This is a genomic window from Rhodococcus sp. NPDC127593, from assembly GCF_042671975.1.
Taxonomy (GTDB): domain Bacteria; phylum Actinomycetota; class Actinomycetes; order Mycobacteriales; family Mycobacteriaceae; genus Rhodococcus_F.
Map to the genome: position 1 here is coordinate 1 of NZ_JBHXWI010000112.1, position 16,052 is coordinate 16,052.

Consider the following 16,052-nt stretch of genomic DNA (forward strand, 5'->3'; position numbering starts at 1 on the left):
CAGGTCGGTGACGACGGTGGCGTTCTCGGTGGCACCTTCGACCAGCGCGAGCGGGTGCTTGTGCCCGTCGAGGTCGATCCCGAGGGCCACGATGCAGCAGGATTCGGCGAAGTGGACGCCGTCGATCATCAAGGCCACCAGGTCCAGCCCGGACAGATCTTGCGAAAGCAGCTCGCCCAGGGCGGTCTCGGTCATCGCTACGAACTTGCGGGAGACGGCCGACTTGCTCGTCGACCTCGACTGCTCGGTGACCTGCTCGCCGACCGGCTCGAGCCCGACCGGGTAGCGGCGGGTGGAGAGCCCGGCGAGCATCTTCTCCATCGCCATCTTCCCGAGGATCTCCGTCGAGGTGAACAGCTCATACGAGGCGATCGGCAGCTCACCCGAGCCGTCGGCCGACCGAACGCGTGGCCGGGTCACCGGTACCCGTCGACCACCCAGGGTCACCGACCCGTGTTCGCGGCCGTGACGTACCGCGGTGCGTGCCGCATCGTGGTTGCCTTTCGACCCGGCCAGCGCCATCACGTCGGCGTCCATCATTGCCTGCATGACCTGCAGGCCGGCGCCGACCGCCAACGCCAGCAGACCCTCGTGCATGTTCTCGGCGATCTCGGCCATCGCCACAGTGACCTGCTCCGGCATCGCCGGCACCTTCTCGTCCACGGGTCGGCTCTGGGTAGTCTTCTTCACGGCGGTCCCTTGCTGTCGGAGTTCTTGGAGGAACGCCCGACACCTACCACACGGCGGGTCTCGAGCGGGGGACCGCCACCTCAAGTTCTACGAGACCCGGGACAACCTCACGCCAACCACGCAGATCATCTTGCAGTTGAAGGGTTTCGTATTGTTCGCCGCCTTTCACTGTCAGCGTAATTACGTTGCTGAGCAATGCGTTTGGTGAATCATGACATAGCGCCTTCGGTGGTGGGCTCACCATCATGATCGTGCTATTTGCGGCAGCAATGCTCGCACTAGCTAATAATTGTTCAGGGACAACCTTCCGCCGCTAGAGTCCGCGATGGGCCAGCGCGCTCGATATAGTTGTACCGGGCGGCTCACCGCTCCATCTATCAGGTAACGCGCGCCCTTCCACGGGTTAGGAGTCGGTATGACTGATGCGTTTCTTCTAGGTGGTGTTCGGACGCCGGTCGGGCGGTACGGTGGCTCGCTCTCGCACCTTCGCACCGATGATCTGCTCGGCCGAACGATGGCCGCGGCGTGCGAGCGCACCAGTGTGCCGCTCGACAAGATCGAGGACATCGTCGCCGGCTGCGTGAACCCCGCCCACGAGGGGATGGGCGACATCGCACGCTGGTCCGCCCTCGCTGCGGGTTTCCCGGAGTCCGTCCCGGCGATCACGGTCAACCGTTTTTGTGCGTCCTCGTTGTCGGCGGCGATCTCGATCGCCCACGCCATCAGCAGCGACGAGATGAAAATCGGACTCGCCGGCGGCGTCGAATCCATGTCCCGCTCGGGATGGGCTCTGATGAAAGGGGACGCGCCGTTCATGCCACGCGGGCCGGTCTTCATGCTCGACACGATGTGGGCCGGCGCGGGCGGCCCTCCCAACCCCACACTCCTGGCGCGCAACGCCTATATCGAGATGATGCAGACAGCGCAAAATGTCGCGGACCGCTACAACCTGACGCGTGAAGAAATCGATGCCTTCGCACTACGCTCACACCAGCACGCTGCCGCCGCCCGAGATTCGGGCCGCCTCGCCATGGAGATCGAACCGGTCGAGATACCTGCCAGCCGCAAAGCGCCGGCCCGCCGGTTCGAGCACGACGAGAGCATTCGAGGGGACACCACCGCCGAGAAGCTTGCAGCGCTCGCGCCGCAACCGAATACTACCCAGATGACGGCCGGTAACTCGTCCCCGCTCAACGACGGGGCGAGCGCGGTCATCCTCGCCAGCAGGGCCGCCGCAGAAAACCTCGGCGTCGAACCGCTGGCTCGCGTGGTGGCGTCGGCGACGTACGCTCTCGATCCGCAGATCATGGGGATCGCGCCCGCCTTCGCGATCCCGAAGGCCCTCGCACGGGCCGGCCTGAATCCCGGCGACATCGGTGTGTGGGAAATCCACGAGGCATACTCCGCGCAAGCCCTCGGCGTGCTCCGCGAGCTACCGCATCAACTCGACGGATTCGAAATTCCCGATGAACGCCTGAATCCGAACGGCGGCGCCGTCGCGATCGGTCACCCATTCGGATCGTCCGGCACCAGATACGTGCTCACCCTCGCGACCGAACTCCGGCTGCGCGAAGCCCGCTACGGCGCGCTCGGGGTGTGCGTCGGGTCGGGTCAGGGAGTCGCCCTCGTACTGGAGAACCCCAGGATCGCTTGACCGATCATCAGACCGTAGGACTCGCTGAACCCGTCCGCTCGGTCTCCCCACGCTCGACAACCCAGGCGGCGATCTGTGCACGCGATGTGAATCCGAGCTTGGCGAGGACGTGCTCCACATGCCCCTGCGCGGTGCGCTGCGAGATGACCAACTGAGCGGCGATCGCCTTGTTCGTCAGGCCCTCGGCGACCAACCCGGCGACCTGCTGCTCGCGTTTGGTCAACCCGGTCGTGGTGTTGGCGCGAGGCCGCGATGCCGTCCGGCGCTCGTCGAGTGCGTAGGCAAGCGCGTTGTCGACTGTCATGGCTTCGCCGCGGCGCACCTCCTCCTCAAACACTTGCACCCCCAGCGCACGGCGGGCTTGCCGCACGCATTCGTCGTGGTAGGTGAGCAGGGTCGGGACGGCGACCGTGGTGCCGACCACGGTCTGTGACAGCGCTGAGGCGGCGCCCAGCAGGGCCGCGGCCCGCCGGTCGAGGTGGTCGGCCGCGGCGATCCATGCCAGCGCCTCCAGAGATAGCGCCGCGTTGAGTCGGTCATCCACCACCCGTGCAAGCCGCACGCTGTGCTCGAGCAACCTGGAGGCCTGGCTGTGGTCGGTCTGCCACACCGCAAGCGCAAACGCCCACAGGGCGCACGCCCGTTGCACTGACTCGCCGTGAAGTTCCGTGATCGCGAGCACCTCCTCCTTACATGCGATCGCCCGGGGCACATCGCCGAGCAGTCCGCTGGCTAGCTCCAACCCGACCAAAGTCTCGATCAGCCGCATCAGGTCGCCCTCGGCGCGAAACCCCTCGAGAGCGGCTTCGAAACAGGCGACGGCGCGTGGCAGATCGCCGCCGAAGAGCGCCTGGAGTCCGTCGGCGTGCGTGACGATGGCCTGCACCCCCGTGTCTCCCAGGTGCGCGGCGAGGGTCTCTGCCTCCTCGACGAGCATCGCGCCCTTCCGGAGGTCGCCTTGAATTGCGGCCAGCGCAGCGTTGGCGGACAACGCCTTGATCCGCGCTGTGGTGGGTTGGCCGCTGTGATGGGCCAGCACCCGATCGAGCCAGCATCGGCCCTCACTGAGCAGACCGTGAGTGAGCCAGAGCGTGTGTAGAGCGGCGGCGATCTGCAGGCCGGCCTCAGCCTCGTCTTCACCAGGTCCGGTCACGCAGAACTGCAGAGCGTCACGCATATTCGGCTGTTCTCGCTCCAGCCGGGTGATCCACGCGAGCTGGTGTGGGCCGATCCACTCTTCCTCTGCCTGCTTAACTAACTGCAGGCACCAATCGCGGTGCCGCCGACGCAAGGCCGCCTCCTCCCCCATCTCGCGCAGCTTCTGATATCCGTACTCGCGCAGGCTCTCGAGTAGCCGGTACCGCGCTACGGCGCCGGCCTCTTCCCTGATCAGGATCGACTGGTCGACCAGACGAGCCACTACGTCCAACACCTCGTCCCGCGCGAGGAGCCCGGTGCCGAGACTCTCCGCGGCATCGAGCTCGAAGCCACCGGCGAACACCGACAGCCGTGCCCACAGCTGCTGTTCCACCGGTCCACACAGGTCGTAACTCCAGTCGATGGACAGCTTCAGGGTCTGTTGGCGGACCGGCGCACCGCGGCTGCCCGCGGTGAGCAGTCGATAGCGATCGGTCAGTCGATCCAGTATCTGTTGCGGGGTCAGGACCCGCAGGCGGGCCGCTGCCAACTCGATGGCCAGTGGCAGCCCGTCCAGGCGCTGGCAGATCCGGGTAATCGTGACGCGGTTGGCCTCGGAGAGCACGAATCCTGGTGCAGTGGCCTCGGCCCGCTGCGCGAACAGCGTGACAGCGTCGTACTCGGCCAAGCCCTGCAACGATGGCGGCCGGTCCGGATCAGGGACTGTCAGGGGCGGCACCCGCATCACAGCTTCTCCGCCGATGCCCAGCGGTTCGCGGCTCGTTGCCAGGACACGTAGGCCAGGGCACTGCCGCAGCAACGTCTCGGCGAGCGCCGCGGCTGCCTCCACCAGGTGCTCGCAATTGTCCAGCACGAGCAGCACCCGCCGATCCGCGAGATGCTCGGTCAACAACTCCAGCGACGGGTTGGCGGACTGTTCCCACAGTCCCAACGTCTCGACGACGGTGTCCGCCAACAGGTCCGGATCACTAAGCTCCCCCAGCTCGATCAGCCACACCCCGTCGTCGAAAGCGCGGCGCACGTTCGCGGCCACACGCAGAGCCAGTCGTGTCTTGCCGACACCACCAACCCCCGTCAGTGTCACCAGACGAGCGAGCGACAGCAGCCGCTTCGCCTCCGTCAACTCGCGGCGGCGACCCACGAAACTGGTCAGTTCCAGGGGCAGATTTCCCATCTTGTCCCGGGCTATAGGAAGCATCACATTGTCACTCTCATGGGCCGCAGTGACACTCACATCATCACCTGGCTTGTTCGACCGAAACTTCTCGACCTCGATGGCGCGACCTCTCCCCGGAATTTCAGTGCTGGACTTTCGATCTAACGCAACCGTGCGCGGAGGCACAGAGCCGGACCAGTCCAATCCGTGCGGGGCCAGGAGCCGGATTCTATCGTCCACGCGTATCTCGAAGTGGCCGCGCCGAAGCCGGGATTCCGGGGAGAGGGCACCGGGCAAGTCGGAATTGGCTGCCATCATCGCGAAACAACTTCAAGCCAACGTCGAATTGACGCAGCTACACTCCAGACCCCGCAGTTGTGAATTTGTAGCGCACTGCGAGTCACCTCAGCCGGAAGAACGTGGACGGTGAAGATCTGCGACGCGCGCGGAGTGGAGCACGCTTCGCGTGACTCCTTCCTGTTCCGCGGCTGCTTCGTACAGTTGATGCGACAGGTCGGCCAGCGCGCGGGCAGTGGCCATGTCTTCGCTGACTTTCGGAACATCGGTATGTAGCGGATTTCGTCTCGCGAGTCCCACCCCTACGAATGTGGTCCGGTCACTGGCACGTAGAAGGGCCCGCGCTCGCATCTGGATACCGGCATCTTCGGATTGGTGCTCGTCGATGACGATGTTCACCAACCAAGTCTTCTCGTTCATGGATGACTCGCTTCTCTCGTTCTCTGCACCGGGATACATCCGAGTCGGCGCCTGAGACGTCTGGATTTTCGTTGCGTCCGCAGGCTCTTCTATTCGTCGCGGACCGGCATTCCACGAAAACCGGCCGCGCCTCGCTCGCCGTTGAAACCGCTCCCAAGCCGAATCCGGCCTGTACATAATTGAGCCAGTTCGTATGGGACGGACGGCCCGCACGATCGGGTCGAGTCGATGTCCGTGGTTCGGTCCTCGATGTGGATACACCTACGCGAGTCGGAGTCGACAAATCCTCGCCCATCCATAGTGACCCTCCGGTCCCCGGGTCCCGCGCCCGGGAGACCAGGACCCGAGACCCAAGGTCAGCGCCCCGCGCGCAACCGGGACATCGTTGGTGGTACACGGAACTCGGGTTGGCGGAACTGGTGATCATGTTGATCCCGCCGGTCGTCCTCAGAGTTCCGTGTCAATCCACGTTCGCCGCCATGGTGTGCGGTTTTCGGACTTGAGCATCCAGGCAGCCTTTTCCAGATCGTTGATGATGCGATGCAGAAGATCGGCGCTGGTGGGGTCAGCCGCGTCGACCTCGTCGTGAACCGCGCGGATGGTGTCGACTACGGCATCTACACGGGTGCCTACGTGGTCGACAGCATTGGTGGTGCTCAGCTCGGCGGGCGGGATGGTAGGCAAAGTCGTGGTCGCCGCGACGGTGTCGGATCGTCCGTCCGGTACCGCGTCGAGGGCGCGCATCCGTTCAGCGATCGTGTCGCTGGCTTCGCGGGCAATATCGACAATTTCGTCGAGTTGCAGATGCAGGTCGCGGAAGTTGGTGCCGACCAGATTCCAGTGGGCTTGTTTGCTTTGTAGCTGGAGTTCGATGAGATCAACCAGGACCTTCTGCAGGTTCTTTGGCAGACCGGGCGGGGCTTTGAACTCCCGCACCTCCTCGAACCGATGGCGTGAAGTAGTCATGACATGTCCTTTCGTCTTGCGCCCGACTACGAGAGGTCGGCCGCGCTCGCGTCCTGGTAGTGGGCCTCCACGGCCTTGATGGTCTGCCCGAATTGTCTTTCCAGGACACGCCTGCCGCCGGCACCGAGCACGATCGAGAGGAGGCGCCCTCTGATGTTCCTGCCCTCGCGGACTACGACGGCGTCCACGTCGGTCATCCCACCGGGTTTGCGGGTGAGGGTGTAGGTGTGGCCTGAGTTCCGGCCCCATAGGTTGGAATCGGTGGTAATCATCAGGATTCGGTGAGGGTCGGACCAGTTGTAATGTAGGCGTTCCCAGATTCCGTGGGCGCCTTCGGTGACGTCGACGTGATCAGGTCCTTGGCTGTGGACGCGGAGGTATTCGTCGGTGCTGTTTGCGAAGATGGTCGAGCGGCCTGGTCCGAAGTCGGTGAAGGCTGCGAGGATTTGTGCGGGCGTGGCGGTGGTGGTCTGGTGAAGGTGAATCGTGGTCATGGTGTTCGCCTTTGATATATGAAGCAGTGTGCTGGTGTTATTGGTAGCCGGCCTTACAGTTGACCAGGGAGGCAGTAACTTTGAGGAGAGACGTCGGGACATAGACCCCTGGGGAATGGGTTGAACCTGTGACGTTCTGTTGGGCCTCCCCGGTCGTGACCGAATGGGTTGTGGCCGAATGGGTTGGGGCCAAGGCGGTGAGGAGCGACGGGGTGGTGGGGATGATGAGGGAACGAGTTGTGGACCGACGACTGGTGGACTAGCGACTGACCGCCGACGGCATCCACGGGATCTGCCGCCGCCGTGCCGGCGCCGACCCCTCCGATGGCCGTGGTAGCCGCGACCGCGATTAGTGCGCTACGAACAAGGTTCTTCATGTCGAACTCATTTCTGTGTTGGCCCCGGCCTTGAGTGCCGAGAATTATTGTTGACACGCAGGATTCGGTTCACCGTTGTTTTGCGAGATCAGTGAAATTGATTCAGGGAGGTCATGCGCTCACGCTTCGAGGTGACCAGTTCGTCGCGGATCCGGCTCGGAAAAGAGCAAACGATCGATACCCTCAGGTCTCAAGCTATGTGCCGGAGAGACTGCCCCAGCTCGGGCAACAAAAACCGCCGCAAGAACACTGGGGTATCGCAAAAGCGACGCAAGGGCCGCGGCCGGTTAGCTACTGCGCCCACCCTCGCCGATCCTGGTGCGCCCAGATCGTGTTGGCACCCTGCGGCGAGGTACGATGTGACGGCTGCGTGGCCGTGCCGATTGAGCGGTACCCGGCCGACAATGACGACAATCGCCATGGTAAACCTTTCTTTTCCTATCACCGGGTCTGATCCGGTGATATCAGTTATGACCGAACAGCCTCGCCGCTTGTGACAGGACGATCCGTTTCGAGTCCCGAGTCCGCAATTGCCCCTGATTTGACTGACTTCCTCCGGTGGGAGCGGAATCGGAGGCATCGACCCCCGGATGCGGCCGCTACTGCGCAGCCACGACCCCGTACCGGAACGTCAGCATCTGCCGGATCCTGCTCCGCTCGTGCCCACGGAACCTGTACCGTCCCGATCCTGCACTCGAAATTTCCAACCCCCCGACCACCCGCGGTCACGCGTAAAATACGCGACGAGGTGGCAGTGCAGATGTCGAACAATGAACCGGGGCTGCACCTGCGTGGTCGACGTAGCGAATGCGCGGCGCTGGATCGCCTGGTAGCGGGTGTGCAGACCGGCGAGAGTCAGGTGCTGGTCTTGCGCGGCGAGACCGGTGTCGGCAAGACCGCGATGTTGGAATACCTGGCAGAGCGCGCGGAAGGATGTCGCGTCGCTCGAGCAGCAGGCGTTGAGTCCGAGATGGAACTCGCGTTCGCTGGGTTGCAGCAGCTCTGCGCGCCGCTATTGGACCATCTAGATCATCTCCCTACCCCACAGCGCGGTGCGCTGGCTGTAGCGCTCGGCCTCAGCAGCGGGGACCCGCCGGATCGCTTCCTGGTTGGACTTGCGGTGCTCAACTTGCTGGCCGAGGCTGCCGAGAAGCAACCGATCGTGTGCCTCGTCGACGATGCACAATGGCTTGATCGCGTATCCGCGCAAACATTCGTCTTCGTTGCCCGCCGCCTCCTCGCAGAGCGCGTCGCACTCGTGTTTGCCGTGCGAGGTACTCGCGATGACCGGGCGTTCATGGGGCTGCAGCAGCTCACGGTCCAGGGCTTACGCGACGACGATGCTCGTGCGTTACTTGACTCGGCGATATCCGGGCGACTGGACGAGCGCGTCAGAGACCGGATCATCGCTGAAACGCACGGCAACCCACTCGCCCTGCTGGAGTTACCTCGAGGGCTGACCGCTGCGGAGCTGGCGGGCGGGTTCAGCAGTCCCGACGCACAGCCCCTGTCGAGCCAAATTGAGCAAAGCTTCCTACGGCGCGTCCAGTCGCTTCCGGCCCAAACGCAACAACTGCTCCTCACCGCCGCGGCGGAGCCAGTAGGCGATGTGCCTCTGTTGAGACGCGCAGCCGCACGGCTCGGGATCGGAGCCGAGGCAGCAACGCCCGCCGAGGCTGCGGGACTGATCGAACTCGGCGTGCGAGTGCGTTTCCACCATCCTCTGGTCCGCTCAGCTGCATACCGCGCGGCAGACTTGGGTGAGCGCCAGGCGGTGCATCGTGCCCTGGCCGATGCGACCGATCCTGAATCGGATCCTGACCGCCGTGCGTGGCATCGCGCGCACGCGGCGGTCGGCCCCGATGAGGCGGTTGCCAGCGAGCTCGAGCGATCCGCCGACCGGGCTCAAGGCCGCGGCGGCGTCGCAGCGGCGGCGGCATTCTTGGAGCGAGCGACCGCGTTGACACCTGATCCGGCCCGACGGGGAAGGCGAGCCTTCGCCGCCGCACAAGCCAAGTTCGAGGCGGCAGCGCCCGATGCAGCATACGATCTTCTCGCAACAGCAGAATTAAGCCCGTTGAACGATCTTCAGCGCGCCCGGCTGGCGCGTTTACGAGCCCGGATGGCGTTCACCCGCAGACGCGGGAGTGATGCGACCGCACTACTTCTCGATGCAGCCAAGCAACTCGAGGGTCTCGGTGACGAATTGGCACGTGAGACGTACCTCGAAGCGCTCGGGGCGGCGATCTTCGCCAGCCGGCTCGGAGGTGAGCGCGGAGTTCGAGAGGCAGCCCAGGCAGTGCTTGCCGCGCCACCGGGACCGCTGCCGGCGAGGCCGCTCGACCTTCTCCTGAATGGGCTGGCCACGCGGTTCACCGAGGGCTACCTGGCCGGAGCGCCCATCCTGCGGCGTGGGCTGGAGGCCTTTCGGCAGGAGGTCCTCCCCACCGACGACGACACCAGACGATGGCTCTGGCTGGCATGCCCCATGGCGCAGTCGGTCGCACACGAGCTGTGGGATGACGAGGCATGGCATGAATTGGCCACTCGCGCTGTCCAGCTTGCTCGCGATACAGGCGCACTCGGAGTCCTTCCAGTCGCGCTCATCTACCGCGCAAGCGTGCATCTGCACGCCGGTGAGTTCGCCTCTGCGTCCGCCCTGATAGAGGAGGCCGATTCGCTCACGGAGGCGAACAGCTACGCGCGCGTGAAGTACACGTCGCTGGTGTTGGCCGCCTGGCGCGGCGACGACACTCAGGCTGTGAAGATGATCGAGGCCGGCATCGAGAACGCCACCGCTAGGGGTGAGGGCAGGATCATCGGAATGGCCGGGTACGTCACCGCGGTCCTCTACAACGGTCGCGGCCGCTACCCGGACGCCCTCGACGGTGCCCGACGAGCATGCGAATATGAGGATCTTGGCTTCTTCGGGTGGTCCCTTGTCGAGCTCGTAGAGGCGGCCGTCAGAAGCGGCGCCCATGAGAAGGCCGTGGACGCCCTGCGGCGACTCGAGGAACGAACACTCCCCTCCGGCAGCGACTGGGCCCTTGGCATCCTGGCAAGATCGAGGGCGCTCCTGAGCAGCGGCAAGGCTGCGGACTCGCTGTACCGGGAGGCGGTCGAACGGCTGGCGCGAACCCGGATCGTCGTTCATCTCGCCCGCGCCCACCTGCTGTACGGAGAATGGCTTCGTCGCGAGAATCGGCGCCTCGACGCGCGCGAGCAATTGCACATCTCCTACGAAATGCTCAGCCGCATGGGGGCCGAAGCGTTCGCCGAACGCGCCCGACGCGAACTTCTGGCCACCGGGGAGACGGTACGTAGTCGAACGTTTGAAGTAGGTGATGCTCTCACTGCCCAGGAAGCGCAGATCGCCCGTCTCGCTGGTGACGGACTAACGAATCCGGAAATCGGAGCGCAGCTGTTCATCAGCCCGCACACGGTCGAATGGCACCTACGCAAAGTGTTCGCCAAGCTCGGCATCCGTTCCCGCAAGCAGCTCCGCGGGACGCTATCCGACGATGCAGGGCGGGCAGTCGGGGCTGCCCCACCCGATCTCTGACGGTGACACACCCCGGAAGCGTCCTCTTAGGGCGTCGGCGCGGGATCCCAGCTGGCCACCGACGAGGCGGTGGCCACGCACGTTTGAGACACGAATGGTCCTCACGGTTCGAGAGATGACGCCTGTCGCCGAGGCCGCGCCACAAATTGCCGACAACCCATCCTTGTTGTGGGCGTAGTTGTTTCCATTTCTGCGAGCGTGAAGATGAGAGCGAAGTGACGTTTTTGATTCCGCCGCCGCGCAGGGCGCATGCTCGCCCTCAGTGGATACTGTCGACCTCATGCTTTTCCGACAGATCGATACGACCGATCATTCGGCTGGTGGGCAGCGCGTCGAAATGGCCGTGTGGGGGAAGGGTCAAATGCCAGGTGAAGGCGGGATCGATCGTGGTGTGACGGGGAGGAGCGGCTCGCTCCCAAGCGAAGGTCGAACTGTAGGCATCGGAACTTTGCGCACTCGTCTACGACCCGAGTGGGCACGCACAGCAACTATGGATCTCGCCGACAGTCGCGCACACTCCCGGCCATGAGAACCTGCGCCTCCGGCCGAGCCGAAGATGCGATCTTGATTCCAACTGGCACGGCCGAATGATCCGTCGGCCGCGGCGACGGCGACGGCCCCTCAAGTCTCGACGATCTCCATCCGTAAGTGGCCACAACCATGCACCAGGGTGCCGACCACGGACTTCAAGGGCGCGACGGGCAGGCCCGAAGCGCGACTGTAGTTGCAGTGACATTGCCAGATGGCGCACGCAACACAGGAGCACAGAGGAGTCGAGAGGATGGACACGAACCTGTTCGACACGCAAAAACAGACTCCGATCCGGGAGGCGAGACGGAGCCCACCTCGAACCCAGAAGTGCGGATGACCGCTGCCCGCCCCGATATCGGCGGCGATCGCACGTCGCAGGTTCCCAGCTTCTTCGATAACCGCCCCGAGGGTCTCGACCACGTCGCGTTCGCACAACCCTGTCACCAACCCAGGATGCCGACACGAGACCCTGCGCAATCTCCATCCATATGGAACCACCCCCTACGGATTCATGTCGACACGACCCCATACGGATTCATGTCGACTCCTTAGCGGCTATAAACCACGCCGCGTCTTGCATTGAAAGGAATGAACAATGACGATCACCATCGCGGCGCCGAGCACGTCCGACACCCTGGACTTCACCTCGCTGTTCCGCACTCAGAAGGACCGCTTCGCCTCTGATGCCACCAAGTCGCTGGACTGGCGGCTCAAGCAGCTGACCAGTCTCGAACGCCTGATCACCGAGAACCAGGATGCGTTCAGTGCTGCCCTGGCGGCTGACTTCAAGACCGCCACCTTCGAGATCGCATTCGAGTTCGGTGCCGCGCTCGGCGCGATCGCTGACGCGAAAGCAAATCTCGCCCAGTGGATGGAGCCCACCGACGCACCGTTGCCGGCAACCTTCGCCAAACAGGGGTACAAGGGCAAAGTCTTCCATGACCCCTACGGCGTCACCCTGCTCATCGCCCCCTTCAACGCACCTCTCGCTCTGGTCGTCGCACCTCTGGTATCAATCGTGGCCGGCGGAAACCCTGCGATCGTGAAGCCTTCCGAGGTCAGCAGCCACACGGCTGACACGCTCAGCGAGCTCTTCCCGCACTACTTCGAGCCGGAAGACGTCGCACTCGTACGCGGCGACCGCACCGTCGTTTCGGCGCTACTGGAGCTGCCGTTCGACTTCATCTTCTTCACCGGCAGTGCGCCGGTCGGCAAGATCGTGATGCGCGCAGCCGCGGAGCACCTGACGCCTGTACTCCTCGAACTCGGCGGGCGCAACCCCTCGATCGTGGACGAGACCGCGAACCTGGCCGATGCCGCACGCAAGCTCGTCTGGGGAGCTATGGCGTTCGGTGGGCAATGGTGCGTTTCCCCCGGTTATGTCTATGTGCACGAATCCGTCGCCGACGAATTCGTGGCCGAGACGACGAAGACCGTCCGAGAGTTCTACGGCACGGATCCGAAGGCGAACCCCGACCTGTCGCTCATTGCCGCCCAGAAAGACGTCGTGCGGCTTGCCGGCCTCATCGACCCGGCGAAGGTCGCCATCGGCGGCGACGTCGACGTCGAGGGTCGCTATGTCGCGCCCACCATCCTCTATCCGGTCCAGGAGAACGACAAGGTGATGGAGGCGGAGATCTTCGGTCCGATCCTCCCCGTCCTGCGCTACAGCGACCTCGACGAGGTCGTGAAGTCGATCAAGGAGCGGCCGTCGGGCCTCACCGCCTACATTTTCAGCCAAGACGAGGAGCGGATATCGTCGCTACTGACCTCTCTGCCCTTCGGAGGCGGCGCGGTCAATCAGACGATGTTGCATCTGATGTTCCCCACCCTCCCCTTCGGAGGCGTCGGCGGCTCGGGCATCGGCCAATACCTAGGCAAGGCAGGCTTCGACAACCTCACCCACAACAAGTCGGTGCTGTTCTCGCCCGCCGAGGAGTCGATCGACGTAGTCTTCCCGCCCTACAGCGAGAGCTCGCCGACAGAACTCGCGCAGCTCCTCAGCGAGTAGTAAGCGACCCCTGATCGAACACTATGCTGCAGGCCCAGGTCGGCGATACGGCGACACAGAAGAATGAATCCACACGACGAGAAACTGGCCAGAGTACGCGCACCACTACGACTACGGGGTGCGGAAGCGCTCACATTGGTGGCCAGGGAACACATGCACGATCTGAACGTGGCTTATCCGTGACAGCCTCGCGGATTATGACACTGACGAAATGCGCTGGAAAATAATGAGGTAAAGGATAACGACCGGACCGATTGAGATTAGGTTAGCGACCGACAGATCCGGTGGAGTCAGGAGCACGGAGACCCCGCACTCTGCTCGGCGTTGTGCTCATCGTTCTCGTGGTGACCAGTTCAACGACGGGGAAGGCTACACAGCGACAGACATAGCCATGGATGCCCGGCTATCTGGCGAAAATCGTGAATGCGTTTCATTGGATCTCGCATATGGAAACCGACGACGCTCTCACCCGTACTGCACAAAAGAAATTCGGCTCCGCCAGGAACGTACACGAAGCAGACATCCTCGGTCCAGAGGCACCGAGCGCCTATCTACTCAGGGAACGTACACGCCTCCCGAGTGGTAACTCGTCGTGCCGGGCACCGAGCGTTCACACATGCTGACGATCGCGGAAGGTCGGCGCCGCTCGACGCGTACCAGTCGAGACGGGCTTCAATAGGGGGTTTCCTCCGCAGGCGAGATGAGGACGGATGTGGCATTAGCTCCGGCCGACAACACCCGGACTCAGGTATACTACGCCAAAACTATTCTGCCACAAGGCATTAATTCGACTAATGACGTCATCGCGCTCCGCAGAGAGGAGCACCCGTCCTGCCGGCTGCTCGAAACGGTGCACTGCAACCGGCGTCCCCCGGTGTGAAGCGAGTGAGCGATTCCCGCCGATCACATCATCAAGGCAAACGCGCCGCCCGCGCCGTGCTTCGTCATCGACCTCGACCTCGACCTCGACCTACGAGGGGTCGGGATCGTTGTCGTTGTTCGTTGTAGCTCCTGACAGTCTCAAGCCCCGGCGACGACCGCGGTGCGCCGGGTCCGCTCCAGAACGGGTAACGGCCGTAGGCGAACACGAAGAAACCGAAGAGCTGAGCGGCGACGAGCACGGTGATACCGAAATGGAAAGCACCGCCGGCAGTCAGGCGCGGGCAGAACGGGCACGCGAGGAGCGTTATGGCGAGGACCGCGAAGGGGAACGCGGCGCACTCAAGTGTCCAGCGGGGGTGAGCACACAACCCTCGTCGTGGATCCGTTGAGCCCGCGTACATGAGAAAGTCAGTCGGGCAGATCGAGGCTCCCGCTCAACCACGGACCGCCCACCCGCTCAGCACCCATCAATAGCGCCGCATCCTCCTGCCCTGTGAGCCATGAAGGCGACAACGATGTGGCCGCATCTCAGTTCGCGTCACCGAGGGTCCGACTGGTTTCCGCGCACCAGGGTGCCGACCACGGACTTCAAGGGCGCGATGGGGAGGTCCGAAGCGGGACTGTAGTTGCAGAGACATTGCCAGATGGCAGCACACAGGAGCAGAGGGAGTCGAGACCATGGACGCGAAGCTGTTGGACACGCACACAGACGACGGCGGGCCGGCGACCAGCGACCTTGATCAGGCTGCTTCGGCCTTCCTCAGCGTTCGACCTCGACTCTTTGGGATCGCATATCGAATCCTCGGAAACGCGAGCGACGCCGAAGACATCGTTCAGGACGTCTGGCTTCGGTGGCAAGGCACCGACCGCACTGTGGTCATCAATCCGTCGGCGTTCCTGGCGACAACGACGACCAGGCTCGCCATCACGCTCGCCCAATCCGCCAGGAAACGGCACGAGATATACGACCTCCATAGGCTCCCAGAGCCGGCGGACCCCCACGTCGACCCGGCGACAGGAGCTGAACTCCGTGAGGAGGTCCAATCGGCGCTGCTGATACTGGAGGACCTAACACCCTCGGAACGGGCCGCTTATGTTCTCCGAGAGGCCTTCGAGTACCCATACCGGAGAATCTCAGAAGTTCTTCAACTCGGTGTGGCCAACGCGAGGCAACTCGTCAGACGTGCCCGCAATCGTATCGCGGCGCGACGTGAGCTCCGTGGGCACCGGGCTGCGATGAATTTGGTAGCGCATCGACGCCTAGTGCGGGCGTTCCTTTCCGCATCACAAGCCGGAAATTTCGCCGACCTCGAGGAGCTCCTCGCCAACGATGTGGTCGACCCATCCAGACCGGGCATCGAATCTCGGAGCCCGATGAGGTCGATGACCGACCGTGAGTTCTGGCGACACGTCCAACAAGACACCGATGACGAGCTGCAGGCGGATATCGACAACCCGGCTCGGACACCGGAGCAGCAGGATGCACTGGTACATGCCCTTCTCGCTCGCAAAGATGCGCACGACGCAGCTGAGAGGTTGACCGACAATCATGAGCGGTGGTCATGGGTCCGCCCGAACTATTTCGACACTGATATTGATTTCGCCACCGCTGCTGTTGTCTGACGAAGGACACCCGCTGGAGAACACGGCGCGAGAGTGTGAACCCGCGGTCGGCCTCATCACCGGCCAGGTTCACGCTGTGGCCGACACCATCCGCTTCGGCGCCGCCGATCCCGGCAGCGAATCATCGGCGAACTGGCAGGGTGCCGTAGTTGTTGATTTCTGGAGCTGTGAGCTGCGTTTTCAGGTTCCCAGGATCAGGTCGACCGCGTGAACAGGGTTGGCGGCGAGTCG

Annotated in this window: 10 protein-coding genes; 5 read left to right on the plus strand and 5 right to left on the minus strand. The window is 63.7% G+C overall.

Annotated elements, in window-relative coordinates:
• Positions 1-642, minus strand: a 642-nt coding sequence (locus ACFVJ3_RS47580) for a transposase (RefSeq protein ID WP_378458710.1), incomplete at its 3' end; no start/stop codon positions are given.
• A 463-nt stretch (positions 643-1,105) separates the two neighbouring features.
• Between ACFVJ3_RS47580 and ACFVJ3_RS47585 the strand changes: the two genes are divergently transcribed.
• A complete protein-coding gene (locus ACFVJ3_RS47585; RefSeq protein WP_378458704.1) occupies positions 1,106-2,344 on the plus strand; it encodes a thiolase family protein in 1,239 nt (412 codons plus the stop codon).
• A 7-nt stretch (positions 2,345-2,351) separates the two neighbouring features.
• Here the strand turns inward: ACFVJ3_RS47585 and ACFVJ3_RS47590 are convergent, their stop codons facing one another.
• From ACFVJ3_RS47590 to ACFVJ3_RS47605, 4 genes are all read right to left on the minus strand, one after another.
• Complete coding sequence (locus tag ACFVJ3_RS47590; RefSeq protein WP_378458711.1) at positions 2,352-4,700, minus strand: ATP-binding protein; 2,349 nt, start codon at positions 4,698-4,700, stop codon at positions 2,352-2,354.
• 363 nt (positions 4,701-5,063) lie between these two features.
• A complete protein-coding gene (locus ACFVJ3_RS47595; RefSeq protein ID WP_378458712.1) occupies positions 5,064-5,375 on the minus strand; it encodes a dsRBD fold-containing protein in 312 nt (103 codons plus the stop codon).
• Positions 5,376-5,822: 447 nt separating this feature from the next.
• Entirely contained in the window at positions 5,823-6,341 is a 519-nt protein-coding gene (locus tag ACFVJ3_RS47600) for a Dps family protein (protein WP_378458705.1), read from the minus strand.
• 26 nt (positions 6,342-6,367) lie between these two features.
• Positions 6,368-6,835 (minus strand): hypothetical protein, encoded by a 468-nt coding sequence (locus ACFVJ3_RS47605; RefSeq protein WP_378458706.1) that lies wholly within the window; start codon positions 6,833-6,835, stop codon positions 6,368-6,370.
• A 1,137-nt stretch (positions 6,836-7,972) separates the two neighbouring features.
• Here ACFVJ3_RS47605 and ACFVJ3_RS47610 point away from each other — a divergent pair.
• From ACFVJ3_RS47610 to ACFVJ3_RS47625, 4 genes are all read left to right on the plus strand, one after another.
• The gene (locus ACFVJ3_RS47610) at positions 7,973-10,774 is read left to right on the plus strand and encodes an AAA family ATPase (protein WP_378458713.1); all 2,802 of its coding nucleotides are present in this window, start codon (positions 7,973-7,975) and stop codon (positions 10,772-10,774) included.
• 1,126 nt (positions 10,775-11,900) lie between these two features.
• Positions 11,901-13,316 (plus strand): aldehyde dehydrogenase family protein, encoded by a 1,416-nt coding sequence (locus ACFVJ3_RS47615; RefSeq protein ID WP_378458707.1) that lies wholly within the window; start codon positions 11,901-11,903, stop codon positions 13,314-13,316.
• 1,560 nt (positions 13,317-14,876) lie between these two features.
• Complete coding sequence (locus ACFVJ3_RS47620) at positions 14,877-15,821, plus strand: sigma-70 family RNA polymerase sigma factor (protein WP_378458708.1); 945 nt, start codon at positions 14,877-14,879, stop codon at positions 15,819-15,821.
• 76 nt (positions 15,822-15,897) lie between these two features.
• A complete protein-coding gene (locus tag ACFVJ3_RS47625) occupies positions 15,898-16,032 on the plus strand; it encodes a hypothetical protein (protein WP_378458709.1) in 135 nt (44 codons plus the stop codon).
• The last annotated feature ends 20 nt before the right edge of the window (positions 16,033-16,052 follow it).

Bases quoted from the DNA above. Each gene is read 5' to 3' on its own strand.
- ACFVJ3_RS47585 (WP_378458704.1), top strand. From the start codon at position 1,106: ATGACTGATGCGTTTCTTCTAGGTGGTGTTCGGACGCCGGTCGGGCGG.
- ACFVJ3_RS47590 (WP_378458711.1), bottom strand. From the start codon at position 4,700: ATGCTTCCTATAGCCCGGGACAAGATGGGAAATCTGCCCCTGGAACTG.
- ACFVJ3_RS47595 (WP_378458712.1), bottom strand. From the start codon at position 5,375: ATGAACGAGAAGACTTGGTTGGTGAACATCGTCATCGACGAGCACCAA.
- ACFVJ3_RS47600 (WP_378458705.1), bottom strand. From the start codon at position 6,341: ATGACTACTTCACGCCATCGGTTCGAGGAGGTGCGGGAGTTCAAAGCC.
- ACFVJ3_RS47605 (WP_378458706.1), bottom strand. From the start codon at position 6,835: ATGACCACGATTCACCTTCACCAGACCACCACCGCCACGCCCGCACAA.
- ACFVJ3_RS47610 (WP_378458713.1), top strand. From the start codon at position 7,973: ATGTCGAACAATGAACCGGGGCTGCACCTGCGTGGTCGACGTAGCGAA.
- ACFVJ3_RS47615 (WP_378458707.1), top strand. From the start codon at position 11,901: ATGACGATCACCATCGCGGCGCCGAGCACGTCCGACACCCTGGACTTC.
- ACFVJ3_RS47620 (WP_378458708.1), top strand. From the start codon at position 14,877: ATGGACGCGAAGCTGTTGGACACGCACACAGACGACGGCGGGCCGGCG.